Origin of the sequence: Streptomyces sp. DSM 40750 (assembly GCF_024612035.1) — a bacterium.
GTDB lineage: Bacteria > Actinomycetota > Actinomycetes > Streptomycetales > Streptomycetaceae > Streptomyces.
Genome location: NZ_CP102513.1, coordinates 5,303,076 through 5,327,260, shown reverse-complemented (window position 1 = coordinate 5,327,260; position 24,185 = coordinate 5,303,076). Strand labels below are relative to the sequence as shown.

The 24,185-nt window shown below is 72.0% G+C and carries 19 protein-coding genes; 9 read left to right on the top strand and 10 right to left on the bottom strand.

The genetic code is table 11. The annotated features are described in order from the left end of the window. Positions 1-13: 13 nt before the first annotated feature. Entirely contained in the window at positions 14-2,641 is a 2,628-nt protein-coding gene (locus tag JIX55_RS23730) for a helicase C-terminal domain-containing protein (protein ID WP_257565328.1), read from the bottom strand. A 373-nt stretch (positions 2,642-3,014) separates the two neighbouring features. On the opposite strand from JIX55_RS23730, the gene JIX55_RS23725 reads away from it, so the two are divergent. After that, the gene (locus JIX55_RS23725; RefSeq protein WP_257565327.1) at positions 3,015-4,055 is read left to right on the top strand and encodes a hypothetical protein; all 1,041 of its coding nucleotides are present in this window, start codon (positions 3,015-3,017) and stop codon (positions 4,053-4,055) included. A 241-nt stretch (positions 4,056-4,296) separates the two neighbouring features. Next, positions 4,297-4,917: an HAD family hydrolase gene (locus JIX55_RS23720; RefSeq protein WP_257565326.1), complete on the top strand. Its 621-nt coding sequence runs from the start codon at positions 4,297-4,299 to the stop codon at positions 4,915-4,917. Here JIX55_RS23720 and JIX55_RS23715 read toward each other — a convergent pair whose 3' ends face one another. Continuing rightward, on the bottom strand, positions 4,918-5,169 hold the full coding sequence (locus JIX55_RS23715) for a hypothetical protein (RefSeq protein WP_257565325.1): 252 nt from the start codon (positions 5,167-5,169) through the stop codon (positions 4,918-4,920). 181 nt (positions 5,170-5,350) lie between these two features. Here JIX55_RS23715 and JIX55_RS50925 point away from each other — a divergent pair, with 181 nt between their 5' ends. After that, a complete protein-coding gene (locus JIX55_RS50925) occupies positions 5,351-5,734 on the top strand; it encodes a cold-shock protein (RefSeq protein WP_306819878.1) in 384 nt (127 codons plus the stop codon). Positions 5,735-5,751: 17 nt separating this feature from the next. On the opposite strand, the gene JIX55_RS23705 is transcribed toward JIX55_RS50925, so the two are convergent. The 4 genes from JIX55_RS23705 to JIX55_RS23690 all read right to left on the bottom strand — a co-directional run bounded on the left by JIX55_RS23705 (position 5,752) and on the right by JIX55_RS23690 (position 9,512). Beyond that, entirely contained in the window at positions 5,752-6,612 is an 861-nt protein-coding gene (locus tag JIX55_RS23705) for a 1,4-dihydroxy-6-naphthoate synthase (RefSeq protein ID WP_257565324.1), read from the bottom strand. Next, positions 6,602-7,513 (bottom strand): futalosine hydrolase, encoded by a 912-nt coding sequence (locus JIX55_RS23700; RefSeq protein WP_257565323.1) that lies wholly within the window; start codon positions 7,511-7,513, stop codon positions 6,602-6,604. The genes JIX55_RS23705 and JIX55_RS23700 overlap by 11 nt, the downstream gene beginning before the upstream one ends. Before the next feature lie 16 nt (positions 7,514-7,529). Continuing rightward, positions 7,530-8,000 carry a hypothetical protein gene (locus JIX55_RS23695; protein ID WP_257565322.1) on the bottom strand — a complete coding sequence of 157 codons (471 nt, stop codon included), beginning with the start codon at positions 7,998-8,000 and terminating at the stop codon, positions 7,530-7,532. A 165-nt stretch (positions 8,001-8,165) separates the two neighbouring features. Then, positions 8,166-9,512: an MFS transporter gene (locus JIX55_RS23690; protein ID WP_257565321.1), complete on the bottom strand. Its 1,347-nt coding sequence runs from the start codon at positions 9,510-9,512 to the stop codon at positions 8,166-8,168. Positions 9,513-10,064: 552 nt separating this feature from the next. Here JIX55_RS23690 and JIX55_RS23685 point away from each other — a divergent pair. From JIX55_RS23685 to JIX55_RS23660, 6 genes are all read left to right on the top strand, one after another. Next, the gene (locus tag JIX55_RS23685) at positions 10,065-10,997 is read left to right on the top strand and encodes a DUF3027 domain-containing protein (RefSeq protein ID WP_257565320.1); all 933 of its coding nucleotides are present in this window, start codon (positions 10,065-10,067) and stop codon (positions 10,995-10,997) included. 179 nt (positions 10,998-11,176) lie between these two features. Further along, positions 11,177-11,776 (top strand): hypothetical protein, encoded by a 600-nt coding sequence (locus JIX55_RS23680; RefSeq protein ID WP_257565319.1) that lies wholly within the window; start codon positions 11,177-11,179, stop codon positions 11,774-11,776. Positions 11,777-11,995: 219 nt separating this feature from the next. Then, entirely contained in the window at positions 11,996-15,277 is a 3,282-nt protein-coding gene (locus tag JIX55_RS23675) for a sacsin N-terminal ATP-binding-like domain-containing protein (protein ID WP_257565318.1), read from the top strand. Between the two features lie 217 nt (positions 15,278-15,494). After that, a complete protein-coding gene (locus tag JIX55_RS23670; protein WP_257565317.1) occupies positions 15,495-16,295 on the top strand; it encodes a DUF5707 domain-containing protein in 801 nt (266 codons plus the stop codon). 183 nt (positions 16,296-16,478) lie between these two features. Then, the gene (locus JIX55_RS23665) at positions 16,479-17,384 is read left to right on the top strand and encodes a hypothetical protein (RefSeq protein ID WP_257565316.1); all 906 of its coding nucleotides are present in this window, start codon (positions 16,479-16,481) and stop codon (positions 17,382-17,384) included. A gap of 260 nt (positions 17,385-17,644) precedes the next feature. Next, complete coding sequence (locus tag JIX55_RS23660) at positions 17,645-18,481, top strand: hypothetical protein (protein ID WP_257565315.1); 837 nt, start codon at positions 17,645-17,647, stop codon at positions 18,479-18,481. Between the two features lie 66 nt (positions 18,482-18,547). Here JIX55_RS23660 and JIX55_RS23655 read toward each other — a convergent pair whose 3' ends face one another. The 4 genes from JIX55_RS23655 to JIX55_RS23640 all read right to left on the bottom strand — a co-directional run bounded on the left by JIX55_RS23655 (position 18,548) and on the right by JIX55_RS23640 (position 24,161). Beyond that, a complete protein-coding gene (locus JIX55_RS23655) occupies positions 18,548-20,077 on the bottom strand; it encodes an NCS1 family nucleobase:cation symporter-1 (RefSeq protein ID WP_257565314.1) in 1,530 nt (509 codons plus the stop codon). A 127-nt stretch (positions 20,078-20,204) separates the two neighbouring features. Further along, positions 20,205-20,423, bottom strand: coding sequence for a hypothetical protein (locus JIX55_RS23650; protein ID WP_257565313.1), 219 nt, complete (start codon positions 20,421-20,423; stop codon positions 20,205-20,207). A gap of 38 nt (positions 20,424-20,461) precedes the next feature. Then, complete coding sequence (locus tag JIX55_RS23645) at positions 20,462-23,110, bottom strand: AAA family ATPase (protein ID WP_257565312.1); 2,649 nt, start codon at positions 23,108-23,110, stop codon at positions 20,462-20,464. Positions 23,111-23,450: 340 nt separating this feature from the next. Beyond that, entirely contained in the window at positions 23,451-24,161 is a 711-nt protein-coding gene (locus JIX55_RS23640) for a Crp/Fnr family transcriptional regulator (protein ID WP_257565310.1), read from the bottom strand. Between the last annotated feature and the right edge of the window lie 24 nt (positions 24,162-24,185).

Below are 24,185 nucleotides of genomic sequence, written 5' to 3'. Positions count from 1 at the left end.
CGCGGAGGGGTGCTCAGGTGGCTTCGTCCGCCAGCTCCGCGACCCCGGTGATCCGGTGCAGCGGGTACGTCCGCACCTCGTCCGCCGTGTGGTCGTACGCCGTCACGAAGCCGCCCTCGACGCGGACCGGGGCGATGACGCGCTGGCTGGCGGAGCCCTCGGCGTTGACGTAGCCGATCCACAGGGCCTCGCCGGTGAGGACGGCGGCCTGCATGGTGGCGAGGGTCTCGGCGGAGCTGGTGCGGGGCAGGGCGCCGGCCGGGGCCGGACCGCCGGTCGCCGTCTTGCGGGGCGTGGTGGAGGCGAGATCACCGGCGCGGATCGCGCGGATCGCGGCGCCCAGCAGGGTGTCGTCCGGGGCCGGGGGGCCGTCCGGGACGGGCTCCGGGGCCGTGCGGGGCGGGGTGCGGTGGGCGTGGGCCCGGGTGATCAGGACGTCGCCCTCCGCGGACTCGGCGGCCGGCGCGTAGCCCATCGCGCGCAGCCCGTCGAGCAGCGCCGCCGGGTCCGCCCGGGTGGCGAGGACGGTCGGCGCCAGGCGCCGCAGCCCGAGCCCCTGCGACCGCTTGTCGGCGAGGATCTCGTTGAGCATCGCGTCGTCGTCGCAGCGCACATACGCCGACGCCGCGCCGATCCGCAGATGCCCGTGGCGCCGGGCCACGTCGTCGATCAGATAGGCGAGCGGCTGCGGGACCGGCGTGCGGGAGTGGGCGGTCAGGAAGTCGTGCAGGTCGGAGGCGCTCCGGCCCGCGTCCAGCGCCCGGCGCACCGACCCCGGCGTGAACCGGTACACCGTCGCGCCACCCTTCGACTCCACGTCCGCCAGTACGCCCAGCATGTCCGCCAGCGGCCGCTCCAGCGGCCCGGGCGCGACGGCCGTCAGGTCAGCCTGGAGCAGGACGTGGTCCAGCGGCTCGGGAAGCAGCGGCGCGAGCAGCCGGGCGGCCCGGGAGGCGGCCGCGGCCTGTTCGGCGACAGGGTCGGGGGAGGGGGCGGGGTGGGCCGGCAGCGGGACGTGGTGGGCGGGGAGCTTGTCGCCGGGGGTCTCGGGCAGGCCGGCCGTGGCCGTGGCTCCGTGCGGGAAGCCGAGGAGGGCGCGGCCGTGCGTGGACAGCGCCCCGCGCCCGGTCATGCCGAGCGACTCGGCCTCGGAAAGGGTCCACCGGGCGATACGGGCGCGCAGGTCGTCGGTCTGGCGGGGCTGCGGGGGCTGCTGCTGGGACTGCGGAGGTTGCTGGGCCTGTGGGGGCTGCTGGCCGCCGCGGGTGGGGCGTTCCCAGTGGAGGCGGGCCAGTACGGAGTCGGGGGTGGCCGAGGTGCCCTCGGGGAGCCCGGCGAGCAGGGCGAGGACCCGGTGGCGTACCTCGGGCGCGGCCGAACGGTCCAGGCCCGGGCCCAGCGCCGACAGCGTACGTTCCTTGGCGTCCCGTTCGCCGATGACGCCAGGTGTGCGGGTCGCCGTCAGCCAGGTCGTGGCGAGCCGCGCCCAGCGCTCGGCGGCGGGCAGCTCCAGCCACTCGTCGTACGCGGGGGTCGCGGCGTACCGTTCCTCGGCCTCGCCGTCCGACGCCAACAGCCCGGCGGCATAGGCGAGTTCGACCCAGAAGGCGGCGACGGGCTCGGGCATGTCGAGGGCCACGGCCGTCCGCTTCAGGTCCCGCACACTGAGCCCGCCCGCCCGCAGGACGCCCGGGCCGCCCTCGTCCCAGTCCTTCAGCAGCTCCTCGACGGTCGCCAGCGCGGTGTACGCCTGGCCGGCCGCCGTCGCGTCCACAACCTGTGGACGGTGCGCGGCCGCCGCCTCGACCGGCGGCGGCACCGGCTGGACCTCCCGGTGCGCGCGGCCCGCCCGCAGATGCAGGGCCACCTCGCGGGGGATGACGACCGTGCCGGGGGCGGTGGGCAGGAGCAGGCCGCGGTCCAGGAGCCAGCGCAGATGGGCCGCCGGGTTGGCGGTGACCTGGCCGTACGGCGGTCCCCAGACCAGGCGGGTCAGGACGTCGAGCGACTCGGGGGGCGCGGAGGCGAGGAGGGCGGCCATGCGGCGACGGTCGGTGAAGAGGCCGCTGAGGGCGGTGACGGCCGACACCGAGTCGTGCGTGCTCGCCAGACCGGCCTCGGCGACGATCTCCTGCACACGTCCCGGTGACATGCCGGCGGTGGCCTCCGCGACGGTCGGGCCGAGGCCGGTGGGGGAGGGGTGCTGCGGTGAGGGGGCGAGGAGTTCGCGGGCCGTGCGGACGAGGCGGAGCCGGTCGTGGGGGCCCCAGACGAGGGCCTGGTCGCGCAGCGTGCCGAGGGCGTGGGGCAGCGCGGCGGTGACGGCCGGGTCCGCGTCGTCGCCGGCCAGCAGGGACGCGAGTTCGTCGTACGACGCCGGGTCGGCCGCGACGGCCAGGGCCTGCGCCGTCTGCAGGGCGAACCGGTCCAGGCGTTCCAGGGCCCGTACGACCGACGCGCGCGTTCCGGCGCGGGTCGCCAGCTGGGTCAGGTCCGTGGGCACGGGCGTGATGAGGTCCGGCCGCGCCCGGAGCAGCACGGCGAGCGAACGGTCGTCCCGCCCGCGCAGGGCCTCCGCCAACGAACGGGGGGCTCCACCGGCCGACGCCGCCTCCGTGGGGGTGTGCTCCTCGGTGCTCATCCGGCCAACGGTAGCGGAGGGGCTGCGCCGAACCGGGGCGCCTAGTGACTCGGGTGTGCGTGCGGTGTGGCGGCTGCGGGTGGGTCGTGGTTGCTCGCGCAGTTCCCCGCGCCCCTTACGGGGCGCGAACCCGCTGACATAGCTGCGGGCAGTCGTGCCGCTGGGGCGATGGGGGCACCTCCCGCTCATGGGGGTCCCTCCCGCTCGAGCGAAGCCGAGAGTGGGGGAGAAGCCGAGAGTGGGGGAGGGTGGGCGCAGCGGCACCCGGCCGGCGCCGGTGAGCGAAACCTGCCCCAGCTCAGTCATGGTGTCGGGTGCCGAGGAGGAAGCGATACCGTCGGAGGAGTATGCGCGCCAACCCCGGAGGGGCTTCGTGGGGATTGAGAGCGACCAGGTCGTCTACGAGTACTTGAGCCGGGTCGGAGACCTGGCCCAGCAGCGGCAATTGCCGTCGGCGACGCGGATGCGGCTCGTGTCGGGGCTGCGGGACGAGATCGACCGGCGGCGGGCGAAGGCGCCGGTCGACAGCCCGGCCGCCGTACGCCGCATCATCGCCCGCCTGGGCACCCCGGACGAGGTCGTCGAGGCCGCGGGCGCCCCCGGGGACGTACCGGAGCCCAGGGCCGCCGCCGTGCCCGTGCAGCGGGCGACGAGCGGTGAGGGCGAGGACGAAGAGCAGCCCAAGGGGTTGGCCAGGAGTCTGCGGCGGGTCGTTCCCCGGCCGCGGCCCGCCGACGACGTGCCGCCGCCGGTGGTGCGGGACGGGGCCGCTCCGCCGCATCTCGCTCCGCTGCACGAGTTGGGCGACGGGGCTGTGCAGCCCGACTGGTGGCGGGTCGGTGGGGGCGCCGGGCCCGAGGGCGGTGATCTCGGGTTCGGGCTCGGGGACGCCGTACCGGGGTTTGTCGGGGGTGTGGAGATTCCGGAGTTGTTGAAGCCGCCGCCGGTGAAGGAGGAGGGGAAGGGGGCGCCGGGGAAGGCGGTGGCCGAGAAGGGGAAGGCAGAGGCCCTTCCGGCGGCTGACGCGGAGGAGGAGGTGCCTCGGCGGCGGTTGCCTCGGTTGCGGGGTGTCGGCGGGGGGTGGAGCAATCCGCTGTTGCTGCTGGCCGCGGTGTTGTTGGTCGCGGGGGCGGTGATGGGGAGTCTGGTGCCGTTGGGGCTTGGGTGGTTGATCGCCTATCTCTCGCGGCGGTTGACGCCCGCGGAGTCGAAATGGGCGGTCATGGGGATTCCGGGAGTGGTGGCCGGGGGTGGGATCCTCTGGCTGTGGGGGCGGAGTGATGCGCGGTGGGGGGAGCCGATCGCGCAGGGGCAGATGAGCGATGCGCTCGTCGAGACCTGGCCCTGGGTGCTTCGTCTTGCCGCCGTGTCCTCCGCGCTGTATCTGCTCTGGCGTTCCCAGCGGGCTCGATGACCACCGGGGCGCCTGAGAGCTCGGGGGGTGGGGTGCGTTGGCGGGTGCGGGTGGTGTGTGGTTGCTCGCGCAGTTCCCCGCGCCCCTTGAAAGACGGCCCTGCGAGCCGAAAAGCACGGGGCGCGGCCCCTGCTTTTCAGGGGCGCGGGGCTGTATCGATATGCGGCTCCGCCGCGTGGGCGCGACCAGCCCCCACCCACCCGCACCCAAGTCACCACCTCACCCGGCCCACAATGGACGCATGGACTCTCACGTGCTGACCGTCGGGTTCGATCTCGACATGACGTTGATCGACTCGCGGCCGGGGATCCACGCCTGTTACGAGGCGTTGGCGGCGAGGACGGGGACGTACATAGACGCCGATCTGACGATCACGCGGCTCGGGCCGCCGCTGGTGGACGAGTTGGCGTACTGGTTCCCGGCGGCGGACATCCCGGCGATGGCGGACCTCTACCGCGAGATGTACCCGGCGATCGCGATCGCCGCGACCCCCGCGATGCCGGGCGCGCCGGAGGCGATCGCGGCGGTCCGGGCGGCCGGTGGCCGGGCGATCGTGGTCACCGCCAAGTACGAGCCCAACGCCAAGCTGCACCTGGAGCACCTCGGCATGGAGCCGGACGTGGTCGTCGGCGACCTCTGGGCGGAGGCCAAGGCGGCGGCGCTGCGCGCGCACGGCGCGAGCGTGTACGTCGGCGACCACACCGGCGACGTACGCGGCGCCCGCACGGCACAGGCGTACTCGGTCGCCGTCGCCACCGGACCCTGCGACGAGCGGGAACTCCAGGAGGCAGGCGCCGACGTCGTCCTCACGGACCTGACCGCCTTCCCGCAGTGGCTGACCGGTCACAGTCACCGGTACTAGCTACGTACGCGCCTCGCGCGCCCTTCTGCGCCCCGCCGCGGCGGACTGGAGCACTCCGGCGCCGGCGATGAGGAATCCGACGCCCATGAGCATGCTCAGGACGAACATGTAGGTGGGGAATGGAGTCGTTCCGAGGAACAGCGGGGCCACGGTGACGAGTGTGGCCACGGCGCCGACGAAGAAGACGATGGCCCCGGCACGGATCAGCCGGTCACCGGGTTCGGCGGAATTCGGTTGGGTTTTGTCACGCACCCGACCAGGGTAGTTCCCAGCGCGAGGGAACAGTCGGCCGACGTCTTGTCACCTGCTCCCGGACCAATAGGCTGGTACCGGCGGGTCCGACGACCCGCTGTAGTGCTATCCAGAGCAGTTTGCGCACACCCAGAACACTTTTCAGACGCAGTTTCCGACGAGTACGAGGACGAGGACAGACGTGCCTACCGGCAAGGTCAAATGGTTCAACAGCGAGAAGGGCTTCGGCTTTCTCTCCCGCGACGACGGCGGTGACGTCTTCGTCCACTCCTCCGTACTGCCCGCCGGTGTCGACACCTTGAAGCCGGGCCAGAAGGTCGAGTTCGGGGTCGTCGCCGGTCAGCGCGGCGACCAGGCCCTTTCCGTGACGATCCTGGAGCCGGCGCCCTCGGTCGCCGCCGCCCAGCGCAAGAAGCCCGACGAGCTCGCCTCGATCGTGCAGGATCTGACGACACTGCTGGAGAACATCACGCCGATGCTGGAGCGGGGGCGCTACCCCGACCGTGCCGCGGGCAACAAGATCGCGGGTCTGCTCCGGGCCGTGGCCGACCAGTTGGACGTGTAGCCGGCCACGCGATCCCGTTACGGGAAGTCGAGCGCGTTCGGGCCGAGGGGCGGTACGAGTCCCTCGGCTGCCGCGCGGGTGAGCAGGCCCCTGACCGCCGCGTAGCCGTCCTCGCCCAGATCCGCCGTGAACTCGTTGACGTACAGGCCGATGTGCTGGTCGGCGACGGCCGGGTCCATCTCTTGGGCGTGTTCGAGGACGTACGGGCGGGAGACCTCGGGGTCGTCCCAGGCCGCGCGGACCGACGTGCGGATCGTCTCGGCGATCCGCGCCAACGTCTCCTCGCCCAGCGCCCTCTTGGCGATGATCGCGCCCAGCGGGATCGGCAGGCCGGTCGTGCCCTCCCAGTGCTCGCCCATGTCGGCGAGCTTGTGGAGGCCGTAGTTCTGGTACGTGAAGCGGGCCTCGTGGATGACGAGACCGGCGTCGACCTTCCCGTCCCGCACGGCCGGCATGATCTCGTGGAACGGCATCACCACGATCTCCCCGACCCCGCCGGGCAGCGTGTCCGCCGCCCACAGACGGAAGAGGAGATACGCGGTCGACCGCTCGCTCGGCACGGCCACCGTACGGCCGGTGAGGTCCGTGCCGGGTTCCCGCGTCAGCACCAGCGGACCGCAGCCCCGCCCGAGCGCGCCGCCGCAGGGCAGCAGCGTGTACGCGTCGAGGACGTACGGCAGCACGGCGTACGACACCTTCAGCACGTCGAGGTCGCCGCGTTCGGCCATGCCGTTGGTGATGTCGATGTCCGCGAACGTCACATCGAGCGCGGGCGCGCCGGGAATCCGGCCGTGGGCCCAGGCGTCGAAGACGAAGGTGTCGTTGGGGCAGGGCGAATAGGCCATCCGCAGCGTGCTGTTCAGCGTCTCAGAGCTCATGTGGGTCATGTGGGTCATGTGGGTCATGTGGGTCCCAACTCTCCAGTACGGGCGTCAGCTTCCCGAAGGCATCGGTGAGCGCGGTCAGCGCGTCGCCGATGCGCCAGGCGGCGCGGTCGCGCGGGCCGACCGGGTTGGAGACGGCCCGCAGTTCGAGGACGGGGACGGTGTGCGCGGCGGCGGCCTCGGCGACCCCGAAGCCCTCCATCGCCTCGGCCAGGGCGCGCGGGTGGCGGGTACGGAGCGCGGTGGCGCGTTCCGCGCTGCCGGTCACCGTCGAGACGGTCAGCACGGTGCCGGTGCGGGCGCCGGTGGCGGCCGCGACGGCGCGTACGAGGGCCCGCGGCGGGTGGTGGGTGACCGTGCCGAAGCCCAGCGCGGTGACCGGTACGAAGCCGTCGGGGGTCTCGGCGCCGAGATCGGCCGCCGTGATCTCGTCGGCGAGGACCAGGGAGCCGACGGGGGCCTCGGGCTGGAAACCGCCCGCGATCCCGGTGGAGACGACCAGCGCGTACGGCCTGCCGTCCAGGGCCGCGGCGGTCAGCGCGGCGGCGGTGGAGCCGGCGGCGAGGGCGGGGCCCACACCGGCGGCGAGGAGGTCGTAGACCGGGCCGGAGGGCGGGGAGCCTTGCGCGTGACCGGTGGGCCGAGAGCCGCCGTCGTCCTGACCGGTGGGCCGAGAACTGTCGTCCTGACCGGTGGGCGGGGATCGGTGGGCTTGACCGGTGGGCGGGGAGCCTTGCGCGTGACCGGACGGCGGGGAGTCGGGGTGGTCGTCACCGGCGGTCCGGAAGCGGTGGAGGGTGGCCGCCGGGAGGCGTACGTCGGTGCCGGGGCCCGGGAGCGCCCGTGCCACCGCGTCCCGTTCGGCGGGGACCGCGGTGGCTACGAGGATGCGCATGGGCGGCGGGCGTGGATCAGGCGTCCGGGTTCGTCAGCTTGAAGTTCCACACGCCCTTGATGTCCGAACCGTCCTTGTTCTGCTCGACGACGCTGATGGTCAGCGACTTCGCGGCGGTCTGACCGGGCTGGGTGGCGAAGAGGGCGGCGTCCTCGAAGGAGAAGTACGTCTTCTTGAACGTGTTGCTGGTGGCCTGCTCCCCGTTGATCCACAGGGCCCAGCCCGTGTCCGCCACCTCCGGGTCGACACCGATGCGCAGGATCTCGCCCTCGGGAAGCTCGATCGACTTGGAGGGCTTCTCCTTCGCGCACTCCTTGGCCTGTGCGGCGTCGAGGGTCCGGTAGCACTCGGCCTCGGCACTGATCGAGTCGGTGCCGATCGTGACGGTCGCCATCGGCGTCGGCTCATCGCAGGCCGACAGGACGAGAAGTCCGGCGGAAACGGCGCCGAGAGTGGCTGCGGCGCGACGGGAACGCTGGGAGGTCATGGGCGAAGGCTATCTGGCATGTCCAGGGGTGCCTCTACGTGGGGTGCGGCGCGCCGGGTCCGGTGGCCGGGGAGGGTCCCGTTTCGCCGGGTCACGCGGGCCGGGGGCAGCGGGCCGGGGCGGACCGTCCCCGGCCACCGGACCGGGCACGCCGTCCGCGCCGGGTCAGGCCACGCGGGTGCGGGGCGCGCCGCCGTGGCGGGCGGAGGAGAGGAGACCGCGGACCGTGGTGAGCCAGCCGGCGGCGACGATCGTGGCGGCCACGGACAGGCCGAGGGTGCCGTTGAGGGGGAGGGCGATACCGATGGCGCCGCCGACCACCCAGGACATCTGGAGCAGGGTCTCGGAGCGGGCGAAGGCGGAGGTCCGGACCTGTTCGGGGACGTCCCGCTGGATCAGGGCGTCCAGGGACAGCTTCGACAGGGCCTGCGAGAAGCCGGCGACCGCGCCGAGGCAGGCGATGAAGAACGTGCCGAAGAACAGGGCCGCCGTGATCGCCACACCGAGTTCGACGGCGACCACGGCCACGATGATCAGTTCCGGCGAGCGCTGCTTCACCCACGCCCCCACGGCCGTGCCGAGCGCGTTTCCCGTACCGGCCGCCACGGCCACCATGCCCAGTGAGACGGCGGCGCTCTGCCCGTGCAGCGGGTCTTCGCGCAGCAGGAACGCCAGGAAGAAGATCAGGAAGCCGGAGAGACAGCGCAGGGCCGCGTTCGCGCCGAGCGCGTGCGTGACCGCGGGGCCGACCGTCCGCAGACCCGGGCGCAGACGCGTGCTGGTGCGGTGCGGGCCGTGCAGATGCTCGGGGTCGGCGGCGAGCAGCGCGATGTCCTCGCCCTTCGCCGAGTCGACCTTCGAGGGGAGCGTGAACGAGAGGAACGTACCCGCGACGAAGATCACGAAGGCGCCGTAGAGCGGCCAGCGGGACCCGAGCGCCTGCAGCCCGGCGCCGACGGGCGCGGCGACGCCGGTGGCGAGCAGGCCGCAGAGGGTGACCCGGGAGTTGGCCTTCACCAGGGAGAACCGGGGTGGGAGCAGCCGTGGCACGACCGCGCTGCGCACGACCCCGTACGCCTTCGACGCGACCAGGACGCCCAGGGCGGCCGGGTAGAGCTGGAGGCTGCCGGTCTCGACGGCGCCGACGAGGATCAGCGCGAGCAGGGCGCGGGCCAGCATCGCGCCGGCCATCGCGGCGCGGCGGCCGTGCGGGAGGCGGTCCAGGAGGGGGCCGATGACGGGGGCGAGGAGGGCGAAGGGGGCGAGGGTGATGGCGAGGTAGAGGGCGACGCGGCCGCGGGCCTCGTCCGTGGGGACGGAGAAGAAGACCGTGGAGGCGAGCGAGACGGTGATCATCACGTCGCCCGCGCCGTTCACACCGTGCAGCTCGATCAGCTTGCCGAGGCCGGATTCACCCGCGCCGTGCGCGTGCGTCGCCTTCCGGATGCCGCGGGCCGGTCCTGTCACCGGGAGATGCAGGGCACGGCCCACCGAGCGGACGGCCCCGGTCACCCGACCCGATCCGCGCGCTCCGCTCCGCTCGGCGCCGGTCACCTCGTCATAGTGCCCCGAGAAAGGGGGCTGTAGTGCGTTTACCGCTCGTATGGCCCCGGGGCGGGGTGGGGGCGTCCGCGGTGCGTGTGTTTGGTGCGGATACGTGGGGGAATTGTGCGACAAGCCATGATCCACCCGCAGACGCCTGACGACCCGCACTTCCCGAGCTCTCAAGCGCCCCCTGCACGCCGTCCCGGCGTTTTCCCGCCAACAGCCGACGGCGCTTGTCGAGCCCCCTCCGACCCCCTCCCGGGCCGAAGCCAGGCGCAGCGGAATCGCGGAACCATTACGTCGGTGTGGGCGCGGCGCCTCGGAGAAGGTAGCGTGCATAGCGCGCCTGCGGCGGTTGTTCTCGGCCGCGCGCCTCTCGTTCATCCCGCAGAATGGATGACATAGGTGCGCCCGAGTGCGATCGGGCGCGGACGTCGACGCGGCCCTCCGGTCCGCTCCGTCCGCACCCCCGCCGAGGGAGGCGCACTCGTGAGACGGCGTAGGAGAGAAGCGATACCTGTGAGCGCAGCGACAACGCGAAGCCGCACCCCCGACCGCCTGTGTGCCGAGGCAGTCGACCTTGCCCGCGCCGCCGCCGAGGAAGCCGCCGCCCCCGGCGTGGTGGGCGAGCACGCGGGGCTCGTCTCCGAGGGTGACCGAGTGGTCACGCACTTCTTCGAGTGCAAGGAGATGGGCTACCGAGGCTGGCGCTGGGCCGTCACCGTCGCCCGGGCCTCGCGCGCGAAATTCGTGACGCTGGACGAGGTCGTCCTGCTGCCGGGCCCCGACGCGCTGCTCGCACCGGAGTGGGTGCCGTGGAGCGAGCGGCTCCGGCCCGGCGACATGGGGCCGGGCGATCTGCTGCCGACCGACGCCGAGGACCTGCGGCTGGAGCCCGGGTACTCCGGCGAGGACGAGCCGCTGCCGAACTCCCCGGTCTCCCACGACATGGCCGAGCTGGTCGAGGCGGAGGACGCCGAGGTCACCGCCGGGGTGCCGGCGAACCTGCCGCTCGCGCCGACCCGCGGGTCGATCGCCGCGGTCGCCGAGGAACTGGGCATGCGGCGGGCCCGCGTCCTGTCCCGGTACGGGCTGCACACGGCCGCGGACCGGTGGGAGGAAGGGTTCGGGGCGAAGACCGCGATGGCCCAGGCGGCGCCCGCGTCCTGTGTGAGCTGCGGCTTCCTCGTGCCGATCGGGGGGTCGCTCGGGCAGGCCTTCGGGGTGTGCGCGAACGAGTTCGCGCCGGCGGACGGGCGGATCGTCTCCCTGACGTACGGGTGCGGTGGGCACTCGGAGGCGGCGGTCATGCCGAAGCCGCCGCAGCCGGCTCCGCCGCGGCTCGACGAGACGCGGGTGGATCCGTTCCCGCTGCGGCCGTCGCCGGATTCGGGATCGGTGCCGGTGGGAGTCGAGGAGACCGAGGCCGAGGCCGATCTGGGCCACTCGTAGGTCCGCCTGAGAGCTCGGGAGGCGGGGCTGTCGGGCGGCCGCGGGAGGACCGTGGCTGTGACAGGGGTGTCCGGAGAAGTCAACTTGCCCTTCTGGACAATGTGTTCCGTCTGGTGAACCTGCTGTGATGTGTATACGCCCTGAGCGTCGGCACGGGGCCCACACAACGGGGAGTTCGAGTGAAGACCAGACTGACGGCTGCTCTCGCCACCACCGGAATCGCCACCTCGCTGCTGGTGGCCCTGCCCGCGGCGGGCACGGCCAGTGCGGCTCCGCTGATCTGTGAGCCGGGCTCGCGGTCGGTGAAGTGGGTGACCACGAACCGGGCGCGGGTGCTGACGCACAAGGTGAAGGGGTACGAGAAGGGCTACTCCGGCGGTAGCCGGACCATCTCCCGGAGCCTGGGCCACGACAAGACCGTCACGTCCGGTTACAGCATCGGCGGCGGTGCCGGCGCCGGCTTCGGCGTGAAGAAGGTCCTCGTGAGCCTCGACGCGCACGTCGAGGGCTCCTACACGCACTCGAAGTCCAAGACCACGACCAGGAGCGTCACCGTCACCGACACGCTGACGAAGAAGGGCCGGTACTTCTTCTACCGGGGCACGGTGAAGGCCTCCGGCACCTGGCAGGGCTTCTACTGCGACAAGGGCACCAAGTGGATCGAGAAGACCTGGGGCAAGGCCCAGACCTTCAGCGCCCAGGTCGACGGCGCCGTCCGCTGCGGCGAGAGGGTCAACGGCAAGAGCCTCGGCCGCCTGGTCCAGCAGAAGTACTGCTGAGCGGAGTGAAATGTCCCCGCGCCTCCTGGTGAACGAAGGGCCGCAGGCCCCTTCAAGGGGCGCGGGGCCGTGCAGACATGCGGCTCCGCCCCGTGGGCGCGACCGGCCCCCACCGACCCGCACCCGCCATCGCACCGCACCGCCACCCCACTGGGCGCCTGGCGTGAGCGGCGCGGCCACGCGGTACCTTCGTGCACCAGGCGACAGGGAAGGTGAACCGTGAGCAAGTTCGTGCGGCCGGCGGCCGAGGGTGCGGACCCGTTCGGGACGGCTCGGCTGCGGCGGGGCGTGCTCGACGCCTGGGCGACCAGTCCGGCCCGGTTCCGTGAGGATGCCAACGCCGAGGAGGATCTCGTCCTCGGCGGCTACCGGGACCGTCTCGTCGTGGAGCTGGCGCAGAACGCCGCCGACGCGGCGGCCAGGGCGAAGGTCCCGGGGCGGCTGCGGCTCACCCTCCGGGACGGCGTCCTCGTCGCCGCGAACACCGGCGCGCCGCTCGACGCGGCCGGCGTCGAGTCGCTGTCCACGCTGCGCGCGTCCGCGAAGCGGGAACCCGCTGACGGTGCTGACAGCGCCGTCAGCGCGGTGGGGCGGTTCGGTGTCGGGTTCGCGGCTGTGCTCGCCGTGACCGACGAGCCCGCCGTCGTGGGCCGGCACGGCGGTATCCGGTGGTCGCTCGCCGAGGCCCGGCTGCTGGCCGCCGACGTCGCTCGGCACAGCCCCGGGCTGGGGGACGAGATCCGCCGGCGTGACGGGCATGTGCCGCTGCTGCGGCTGCCGTTCGCGGCCGAGGGGAGCGCACCGGACCCGTACGACACCGTGGTCATCCTGCCGCTGCGCGACGCGGCCGCCGCCGATCTCGCCGAGCGGCTGCTGCACGGCGTCGACGACGCGCTGCTCCTCGCCCTGCCCGGCCTCGACGAGGTGATCATCGAGAACGGTCCCAGCGAGGTACGGACGCTGCGGCGGCGCGTGGAGGGGGCGTACGTCGTCGTCGAGGACTCGCGGGACGGGGCCACGCGCTGGCGTACCGCCGCCGGGCACGGGGCGATCGAGGCCGGGCTGCTCGCGGACCGGCCCGTCGAGGAGCGGCTGCGCCCGTACTGGTCCGTGACCTGGGCGGTGCCGACCGGGCCCGACGGCGCGCCGGTGCGGCCGCGCACCAGCCCCGTCGTGCACGCGCCCACGCCCAGCGATGAGACCCTCGGCGTGCCCGCGCTGCTCATCGCGTCCTTCCCCCTGGACACCACCCGGCGGCACGCCGCGCCCGGGCCGCTCACCGACTTCCTCGTGCAGCGCGCGGCGGACGCGTACGCCGAACTCCTCGCCGCCTGGGAGCCGGTGACCGAGGGGATCATCGACCTCGTGCCCGGCCCGCTGGGCAAGGGCGAGCTGGACGGCGCCCTGCGCCAGGCCATCCTGGAGCGGCTGCCGCGTACGGCGTTCCTGCCGCGGGCGGTGGCGCCGTCCGCGCGGGCCGGCCGACTTCAGGACGCCGCGGCGGCGGTGGAAGCCCCGGAATCCGACACCTGGCCCGACGTCCCCAACCCGTTCCGGGGCCGCGAGGGCTCCGGTACCCCGTCCGCCGAGGGCGACGCCGACGCCGATGAGTGGGCCGACGCGCCCTTCGCCCTCCGCCCCCGTGACGCCGAGGTCGTCGAGGGCGCCGGGGCCGAGACCGTACAGGTGCTCGCGGACGTCCTGTCCAGCCTGCTGCCCGCCGGGCTCGAACGGCGAGCGGAGCTGCGGACGTTGGGCGTCGCGCGGGTGCCGCTGGGCGACGCGATCGACCGGCTCGCGGGCCTGGAGAAGGCGCCCGACTGGTGGCGGCGGCTCTACGACAGCCTCGCGGGCGTCGACCCGGACCGGTTGTCCGGACTCCCGGTGCCGCTCGCGGACGGGCGGACGACGATCGGGCCCCGGCAGGTGCTCCTCCCGACCCCCGACGGGCCGCGGACCGCCCCCGAGATCCTCGCCCGCCTCGGCCTGAAGGTGGCCCACCCGGACGCCGCGCATCCGCTTCTGGAGAAGCTGGGCGCCCTGCCCGCGACCCCGCGCGCCGTGCTCACCACCCCGCAGGTACGGGCCGCCGTGGCCGCGTCCCTGGACGACGAGGGCGGCGTGTGGGACGAGGAGGACGGCCGGCCGGACGCCGACGAACTGGCCGACCTCGTCCTCGCGCTGGTCCGCGACGCCGCCCTCGACCCCGGCGACGAACCCTGGCTCGGCGCCCTCGCCCTCCCAGACGAGGACGGCGAGCCGGCCCCCGCCGGTGAACTCGTCCTTCCCGGCAGCCCCTTCGCCCAGGTCATGCGTGAGGACGAACTCGCCTTCGTGGACGCGGGGTTGGCCGACCGCTGGGGCGAACAGCCGCTGGCCGCCTGTGGAGTCCTGGCCAACTTCGCCCTCGTACGCGCCACCGATGTCGTCCTCGATCCGGACGAACTGGAGCCGCGCGACGGGGACTTCGCCGAACCCGACGACGCGGGGCTGCTCGACGCGGTGGACGTGTGGTCCGAGGACATCCTCGACCGGTTCCCGGACAGCCCGGTGCCGCCCGTCGCGACCGAGATCGTGGCCGTGCGCGACCTGGACCTCGTCGACGAGGACCGCTGGCCGGAGGCGCTCGCCCTGCTCGCCCAGCCGCCGCTGCGGGACGCCCTCGTCCAGCCGGTACGGATCCTGCTCCCGGACGGCACGCACGAGGTCGTACGCCCCTACACCGCATGGTGGCTGCGCGGCCACCCGGTCCTCGACGGCCGCCGCCCGGCAGGCCTCCTCGCGGCCGGGGGTGACCCGCTTCTGCACGGTCTGTACGAAGAGGCCGACGCCACCGGCTTCGACGACGAGCAGGTGCTGCGGGCGCTGGGCGTCCGCACGTCGGTGGCCGCGCTCCTGGACGAGCCGGGCGGCGCCGCCGAGCTGCTGGACCGCCTGGCCGACCCGGACCGGCCGGTCAGCTCGGCCCAACTGCACGGCCTGTACAGCGCGTTGGCCGACCTCGATCCCGAACAGGTGACCCTGCCGGACGACTTGCGGGCCGTGGTGGACGGTGAGGTGACCGTCGTGGACGCGGCCGACGCCATGGTCGTCGACTCCCCCGACCTGCTGCCCTTCACCTCCGGCGTGCCTCTCCTCCCCGTACGGCCGTCACGCGCCGCCGAGTTGGCCGAGCTGTTCCAGGTGCGGCGGCTCAGCGAGTCGGTGACGGGCGAGGTGGATTCGCAGGGCACGGAGCACGACGTACCGGAGTCGGTACGGGTCCTGCTCGGCCCGGCCACCCCCTCGTCGTACTTCGAACATGAGGAACTGGTCGTGGACGGGGTGGAGTTGGACTGGCGCCGGACGCGGGACGGCGTGCTGCACGCTTCGACTCTGGAAGGCGTCGCCGCAGGCCTGGCCTGGGCGGCGGGTCAGTGGCCGCGCCGCTTCGAGGTGGCCGCACTGCTCGAAGACCCGTCCAGGACCGAGGAGTTGGCGCGGGACCGCTGGTTCGACTGAGTCAGCCGTGGGGACCCCGGTGGCGAGAGGTGTGAATGTGATCTGGACAACATTTCCACAAGAGATTCAAATCTCGTACAACCATTCGCACCCCTCGTGGATCTGATCACCCGAGCCAACGGCTTTCCCAGGAGTCGCTTGATTCCCGGGAGTTGACGCGCTCACCAGACCTGAACCGGATCTCGTGTGACAGGACGTACCGCGAGGTCCCTTCCACGTGGGGAACACATTGCACAAGCGTGCCATCGTAGGTGCCGTCACCGGCGCCCTGGCCCTGACCGCCTTCGTCGCCCCGGCCGCGCAGGCGGCTCCGACCGCGGGGGACACGAAGATCTCCAACGTCGTCGTCAACGGCGGTAAGAACGTCGTCGTCGGCGCCGGCAAGAAGACCTTCACGGTCTCCTTCACCGCCACGGACAACTCGGGCATCAGCCTCAAGGATGTCACCGTGGTCCTGTATCACGGCGCGAGCCTCGACACCGCCGACAGCGGCGCCGTGGCCAACGGCAACGACGACAGCCTTGCCACCTGCAAGAAGGTGAACGCCACGACGGCGTCCTGCAAGGCGAGCTTCACCGTCGAGACGCAGAAGAACCTGATCAACTCCGTGGCCGGCACCTGGAAGGTCTGGGCGCTCGCCGCGGCCAACGACGCCGACTACGTCAAGAAGGACCCGGCGAAGACCTTCAAGATCCAGCGCCAGACGAAGCTCACGGATGCGAACGCCTCCCCCGAGCCCGTCAAGAAGGGCAAGACCATCACGGTCACCAGCAAGCTGACCCGTGCCAACTGGGACACCGAGAAGTTCCCGGCCTACGGCGGTCAGTCGGTGAAGCTGCAGTTCAAGAAGAAGGGCACGTCCGCTTACAAGGACGTCAAGACGGTCAAGACGTCCTCCGCGGGCGTCCTGAAGACCACCGTCAAGGCGTCCGCCGACGGTGCGTACCGCTACGTCTTCGCGGGCAGCTCGGGCACGGCGGCCGTGACCTCCGCGGCCGACGCCATCGACGTGAAGTAAACGCGAGCCCCAGGGCTCATGTCTCTCCGGTCGGCCTGGCGCCGCAGTGGGAGGCAGGGGGACGCGCCGGGTGAACCGGCGCGTCCCCCGACGCACCAGATCTCGCGGGTCAACGGACTCGCGGTCACCCCGGGCCCCATGTGACGACCACCGTCGGGCCCCACTTCTCCACCGGGGGAACGCATGCGTATTCGTGCCACCGTGGCCGCCGTCTCCGGCGCCCTCGCTCTCTCCGCCTTCGCCGTCCCGGCCGCACAGGCCGACGGCTCGGCAGTCCCGGACTGGGGGACGATCTCCGCCGGTGCCGGGCAGTCCGCCTTCGGTGCCGCCACCGCCGCCGACGCGGCCGTGGCGACCCTCGACGTCTCCTTCTCCGGCATGAAGGTGAACAACGGCAAGGCCGTCGTCGTCGGCACCAAGAAGGTCTCCGTGCCGGTGACGTACACGCTCACGCACGCGGCGGGCATCGACATCACCTCCGAGGACTTCCTCAACGGACCGTTCCTCTACCTCAAGTCGCTGCCCACCTCGGTCGAGCAGGACTTCACGGACCCGACCCTCTTCGGTGACGAGCCGGCGACCTGCAAGGCCACCTCCGCGACCACCGCCAGTTGCAAGGCGCTCATCGACATCCGGCCGGGCCTGGGTGATCTCCTGAACTCCGAAGCCGTCACCTGGAAGGCGGGCGGCCTCGCCATCCAGGCCGACAGCAACGGGCAGCTGACGGGCGAGAAGTGGCAGGGCAAGCTCGGCACCGCCAAGCTTCAGCGCCACGCCAAGCTCACGGGCACCAACGCCTCGCCGGAGCCGGTGAAGAAGGGTAAGACCATCACGGTCACCAGCAAGCTGACCCGCGCCAACTGGGAGTCCGGGAAGTACGCGGGCTACAGCGGCCAGTCCGTGAAGCTCCAGTTCAAGAAGAAGGGCACGTCCGTCTACAAGGACGTCAAGACCATCAAGTCCGGCTCCGCCGGCGCTCTCAGGACGACGGTGAAGGCCTCGGCCGACGGCAGCTACCGCTTCGTGTTCGCGGGCACCGCCGGCACGGCGCCGGTCAAGGCCGTGGGTGACTTCATCGATGTGAAGTAGGAGACGTGTCGCGTACTCTCCGGCCGGGTCCGTGACTTCCGGCCGGAGGGGCGCTACGCGGTTGCGGGTGGCGTCGGCTCCGGGTTCTCCCGGGGGCGGCGCCTCCTTCGTAAGGGGTGAACCAACGGTTCCGTATGCGCGCCTCAAGGATGCGCATGTTCGCATCAAATGCATGTTCGGGGTGGAATCGGTCAGGTGGAATGTGTTGAGATCATCCGGGCCAACAGGCCCATGATCCTCTTTCTCCACTTGGGGAACACATGCGCACAAGAGCCACCGTGGCCGCCGTCTCCGGCGCCCTCGCACTCTCCGCCCTTGCCGTGCCGGCCGCGCGGGCCGAGGACTCGGGGACGCCGTACACGCTGGGCGTCAGCTTCTCGAACTTCCAGATCGCCAAGTCGATCAAGGTCGGGACCAGCAACAAGGTCAGTACGGCGGTCACCTACACGCTGACCCACGGGTCCGACGTCGACATCACCGCGGAGGACTTCTTCACCGAGCCCTTCCTCTACCGGGGCACCTTCGGCGAGGAAAGCACCCCTCAGCTCTTCGGCGACGACTTCGCCACCTGCACCGCCACCTCGTCGACCACGGCGACCTGCAAGGGCACCATCGCCGTCTACCCGGCCGAGGGCGACCTGCTCAACTCGCAGGCCGGGACCTGGAAGGCGGGCGCCGACGCCGTGGCGTTCAACGGGCAGGACCCCACGAGCGGCAGCATCGACTACAACAAGGTCGGCTACAAGGACCAGGGGGACCTGGGGTCCACTCTCGTCCAGCGCTACTCCAAGCTGACCGTCAACGCCGCCCCCGAGCCGGTCGTCAAGGGCAGAACCGTGACCGCCACCGGCAAGCTGACCCGCGCCGACTGGCAGAGCCACACGTACAAGGCGTTCGCGAACCAGCCGGTCAAGCTGCAGTTCCGCAAGGCGGGCACCAGCACGTACACCACGATCAAGACGGTGTACTCGGACGCGTACGGCAATGTGAAGGCCACCGGCACCGCCACCTACGACGGCTACTGGCGCCTCAGCTTCGCGGGTACCACGACGACCGCGCCGGTCAACGCCACCGGTGACTACGTCGACGTGCAGTAGAGGCATGGAAAGGGGCGTTGTGGCCGGTGGCCGCAACGCCCCTTCTCGTTTTCCGGCGGTCGGGCTCTACTCGGCGGCGGCTGCCTCCGTCTTCGGCGTCAGCGGGCTCTTCGCCCCGCTGATCGCGAAGTAGATGACTCCGGCGACCGCCACTCCGATGAACCAGGAGTACGGGCCGAGGGCCGCGCCGTACTCGGAGGGGCCGTAGACCGGCAGGATGCTGGAGAAGACCGCGCCGATGCCGGCGGCGACGAAGGCGCGGATGTTCCAGCCGCCCTGGAAGCGGTACTCGCCGTCCTCCTTGTACAGGTCGGGCACGTTCAGCTGGGCCTTGCGGAGCAGGTAGTAGTCGACGACCAGGACGCCGAAGATCGGGCCCATGGTCGAGCCGATGGCGTTGACGAAGCTGGGGGCGTTGTCCCACGGGTGGAGCGGGTACAGGAGAAGGGCTATGACGGCGGCGATCAGGCCGCCGCGGCGGAACGTGATGTGCTTCGGGGCGACGTTGGCGAAGTCGAAGGCGGGGCTGACGAAGTTGGCGACGACGTTGATGCCGACGGTCGCCACCGCGAAGGTCAGGGCGGCCAGCAGGACCAGGAACGCGCTGTCGAACTTGGCGGAGATGGCGGCCGGTTCGAGGATGACCTCGCCGTAGACCTTGCTCGCGGAGGCCGTGGTCAGGGCCGCGACCAGCGAGAACAGGATCAGGTTGACCGGCAGGCCCCAGACGTTGCCCTTGCGCAGGGTCTTCTCGTCCGGCGTGAAGCGCGCGAAGTCGCCGAAGTTGAGGAAGAGGGCGGCGAAGTACGTCACCCAGGTGGCCGCGATGGCCGCGATCGCGGCGAAGGAGCCGGGGGTCACGTCCAGGCCGGTGGCGCTCTTGGCCAGGGTGGCGAGCTCCTTGGCGGACATGTCGACGGAGAAGGAGAGCGTGCCCGCCTTGATCGACAGGCCGACGGCCAGGATCAGCATCATCAGCCAGACCGCCGGGCCGGCGAAGTCCTGGAAGCGGCGGACGGTCTCCATGCCCTTGCTGATGATCAGCAGCTGGGCGGCCCAGACGAGGAGGTAGCAGATGACCTCCAGGCCGGTGTGGTCGAAGAGGGTGCTTGTCTCGTGCAGGTTCTTCGGGCCGTCGTAGCGGACCAGGAAGGCGACGATCGCGCCGGCCGCCGCGCTGGTCTGGGCGCCGTACCAGAAGGTGGCGACGACGGCCCGGACGAGCGCGGGGACGTTGGCGCCGAAGGTGCCGAAGGAGGCGCGGGACAGGACGGGGTACGGGACGCCGGTCTTCACGCCCGCGTTGCCGATGAGCGTCATCAGCCAGTAGATGATCAGTGAGCCGACGCCGATGCCGATGAGGAACTTGAAGGTGTTCCCGGCGACGAGGAACAGGCTGGCGGCGAGGAAGTAGCCGAACAGACTGTGTACGTCGGAGGTCCAGACATTGAAGATGCTGAACGCGCCCCATCGGCGCTCGGTGGCCGGGGCCAGGTCCTCGTTGTAGAGCCTGGGGGAGTACCCCTCGGGCATCGGCACGGGCGTCGTACCTCTGCCCCCCGTCTCCGCGCCGGTGGCGTCCGTGGTTTCCGTCATGTGTGTCTCTCCCTGCGCGGGCCGCCCCAACGGCGCTCGATCGCGTACAGGGAACGGGCGCGGCATTTCTCCCGGATGCCGCGCACGTAACTTCCCGGTCAACGGAATTTCCATTCCGCCCAGCGGATCACCCTTGCTCCCTCCGCGGTGCCTGCGGCCCGTGCGGCCCGTCCCCGTGGTGGACGTTCTGTTCGCCCTCCTGGACGGCGTAGACGGTGGCGTTGTCGTTCGCGATGTTCGTCTGGGTCGGGCCCGTCTCGACGCGGTTCCCGTGGCCGATCACGACGGTGCCGGACGCGTCACCGCCGATGTGGATCTCGAACTGGTCGCCTGAGGACGAGGTCATGGTGAGGCTCCTTACGGAAGGGGGCGAGGATGCGGGTCCTAGGACACTCGGGTCCAGGTTTCGGATCCGCAGCCGCTGATGCATTCCCACGTGCCGTCCGACCGCGCGGTCGTCTGGACGGCGGCGCTGGTCCCGTCGGAGGCGACGGTGTAGGTCACGTCGGCTTCTCCGGCGGCCGTGCAGGAATCCTTGTCCCACACCGTCACCGTGGCGCTGTAACTGCCGTCGCTGCCAGTGATCTCGACGGTGTCGCTACCGCAGGAGTTCTGCTCCGTGTATGTGTACGTGCCGTACCCCGACTCGACGACCTGTACGTAACCGCCCTGGTCGACCTCCCACACCCCCGCCAGATCGTTCCCGAACGTGGGCTCGGCCTCATCCGTCGGTTCCCACACCTCGGTCTCCGGTTCCGTGGGCTCCGGCTCCCACGTCTGCGCCTCCGCCGACCAGGGCTGGGACACCGACACCGCCGGCTGGTTGTCCGCCTCCTGGCTCTGGCTGACGCCGATGCCCACAGCGACGGCGACAGCGGTGATCGCGCCGACCAGGGTCAGGACCCCGCCCGCCACCCCCGCACCCGCGCCCCCGCCCGCCGCGACGGTCCCGGTGGTGCCGACCGTCGCGCCCCCGCCGGCACCCGCGCCCCCGCCCGCCGCGTTCGACGCGGGGGAGGCGAGCTGTCCGACCGGGTCCAGCAGCTGCCCCGCGCCACCGTCCCCGGGTGGAGGGGAGGAGGCGAGCGCTGCCGGGTCCACCGTCACGTCGGGCGCCGGGCTCTGAGGGACGGGGTTGGCTCCCGTGGTCGTGATGTCCACGTTGTGGAGGACCGAGTCGGCGCCCACGTCGGGGGTGGTCGGCGCGGTGCCGACATCGGCTCCCGAAGCCGCGCCTCCGTTGTCGGTCGAGGGAGGGGACGCCGTGGTGTCGGGTCCCGTGAGCGTGCCGTCCTCGGCCGGGCTGTCGGTTCCCGGGCCAGTGCCGTCGCCCTCCGGGGAGGGCTGCCCCGACGGCTGGGACGGTTGGGACGGCGGTGACTGCGGCGGCTGCGGTGTGTACTGCTGGGCGTTCAGCGCCGCGTTGACGCCCTCGTTGTCCCCCAGTTGCTGCCACAGCACCACCGCCTCGGCCAGGAGAGCCGCGGCCACGACCCGCTGGCCGATCAGGAGCAACCGGATGGCCTTCTCATGGGTGAAGTAGGCCGTGGCCGCCCTGGACGCCTCGTCGTCGCCCTGCCGGGCGGCGTTCTCGCCCTGGTCGAGCAGCCGGCCCCACACCCCGAACCGCAGCGAGCGGGCCAGCGCGGGCGACACGGCCCGGGCGATCCGCACGGCGAGCTCCGGCTTCCCCTGCGCCTCGGCCAGTTCGGCCGTCACCTCCAACGCCCGTCCATGATCGGCGACTTGAGCCGGAGTGGTGGTCGGCAGTGCCGCCCAGCTCGCGAAGTGGTCGCACAAGCGGTCGACGGGGAACGCCTCGGGGGTCCGGCGGCGTACTTCGGGTACGGCGTCCGGGGCACACCGGTATCCGCGCTCCGTGACCAGTACCAGCCCGAGGCCGGCGAGGTCGCCGCAGAGCGCCGCCGGGTCGGGTACGCCGCACAGGGCGCCGATGTGCGCCGGGTCCAACTCCGCGTCGCGCAGGGTCGCGAGGAGGTTCAGGGCGCTCCGTGCCGCCGTGTCGATCCGGTCGAACAGCAGCGGCAGCAGGCCCTTGATCTCGGCCGCGCGGGGCAGCGTCACCACCCCCGACGACACCTCGAACCGGGCCAGTCCGGCCGCACGCAACAGCAGCAGGGGCCGCCCGAGCGACAGCATGCACAGCTCGCCGGCCGCGACGAGTTCGCTCTCCGGCAGCGGGTACCGCAGCTCCCGGGTCAGCAGTTCCAGCCCCGCGGCACGGGGCAGCCCCTCCAACGCGACCGCCGGCCCCTCGCCCAGCAGCGACCGTTCCCGACTGGCGAAGACGAACGTCGCGCTCGGCGCCGACTGCGCGAGTGCGTTCAGCTGCTCGGGGGACAGATCCGCGTCGTCGACGTACACCGTCACCCGAACCCCGGCCATCAGGCGCTGCAGTTCCATCCGGGTCGGCGCGTATCCCGGAGCCTCGTAACAGGCCTCGAAGATCTCCTGGGCGAGATCCTCGACCTCCCGATGGGCCGCGCTCAGGAAGACCACTCCGTCGGGTCCGGTCGGCAGGTGCTGCGCCGCGTAACGCAGGAGGGTGCTCTTGCCGATCCCGGGCGGCCCCCACACCTGCACCAGACCGCCCGCCGCCACGGCGGCCGCCAGCTCGCGCAACGCGTCGTCCCGTCCCAGGGGTTCCCGCTGGCGCCGGGGCAACAGCTCGACCTGGTCCCGGCGCACCGGTTCGGGGCGTTCGTCCGGCGGCACGACGGTCACGGTCGAACCGTCACCGTTGACGACGACGTTGTGGTTGCCGACGACCAGCGTCCCCGACACGTCCCGCGCCGTGACCTGGTTGGTCGTTCGGCGCACGGTGCCGGTGGGTTCGCCGGTGGGTTCGCCGGTGGGTTCGCGCGTCGTGTCCCCGCTGGGTTCGCCCGTCGTGTCCTCGCTGGGTTCGCCGGTGGGTTCGCCCGTTGTGTCCCCGGTCGGTTCGGTCGTCGTGTCCCCGTCGGGCCCGGCGGATTCGCCTACGTCCGCGCCGCCCGTCTCTTCCTCTTGCATCGCCACGTCTCATTCCCGGTCGCGGAGTGCGCGACCGCCCCCAGCGGCCGACCGCAGCGGTGGCCGATGTCGAAGTCCCTTGTTCTGACAGGCAGTTCGGCGGCACAACCGCTCCGGCCGCCCGTCGGCTCCAGGAATGTCACGTTAGCGAGGGCCCCGCCGACGAATACCGTCGTACGACTGTTTCTGCTCACTTGCTCCACAGCTCGCGACCGTCGGCAGCCCCGTCACGCGGCCCCGCCCACGGCGCATTGCGCACCATTCTCCCCAGGTCACCATTCACCTTCCCAGGTCACCACTCACCCCAGGTCACCACTCACCCCAGGCCACCACTCACCGTTCACCACTCGCGCTCGTCGAAGGCGATGTCTCGCAGGCGGGTGAGGTCCTCGATCCGGACGGTTCGGTAACCGGTGGCGATCACGCCCGCCGCGCGGAGTTTGCGCAACGCCTTCTGCACGGTGGGTTCCGCCGCACCGGCCAGGGTCGCCAGCTCCGGCTGGGTGATCGGCCAGGGGATCATCACCGCCGCACCCACTCGCACCCCGTGGGTCATCGCGATCTGGTGGAGGACGCGGGCCAGCCGGGTGGTGGCGTCGCACCCGGTGAAGTCGATGCGCAGGGTGTTGGCGGCGCGGAGCTTGGCGACGACGGAGGCGTTGACCGCGTGGGCGGTCCCGGGGTCCCGGCGCAGGAAACCGAGGAAGTCGTCGCGCTGGACGACCCTGGCGGCCACGGGCCCGCAGGCCGTGACCGTCGCTGACCGGGGTTCTCCGTCCACCGCCGCGAGTTCGCCGACCAGATCCCCGCCCATGCGGACGGCCAGCAGGGCGTCCCGGCCGTCATGGGTGAGCCCGGTCGCCTTGACCACCCCGCTGAGAAGTATCAGGACGAAGTCGCTTCGCTCGGCTTCCCGCATGAGCACGCGGCCCGCCGGGAACGGCACCCGTGTACCCAGTTCGAGGAACCGTTCCAGGGCGGGCCGGGCGAGCCCTCCGAGCAGACTCGACTCCGGCCAGGAATCTTCCCGCCCTGGTGCTGTAGCGCCCATGTGTACCGGCCTCCCCCGCGACTC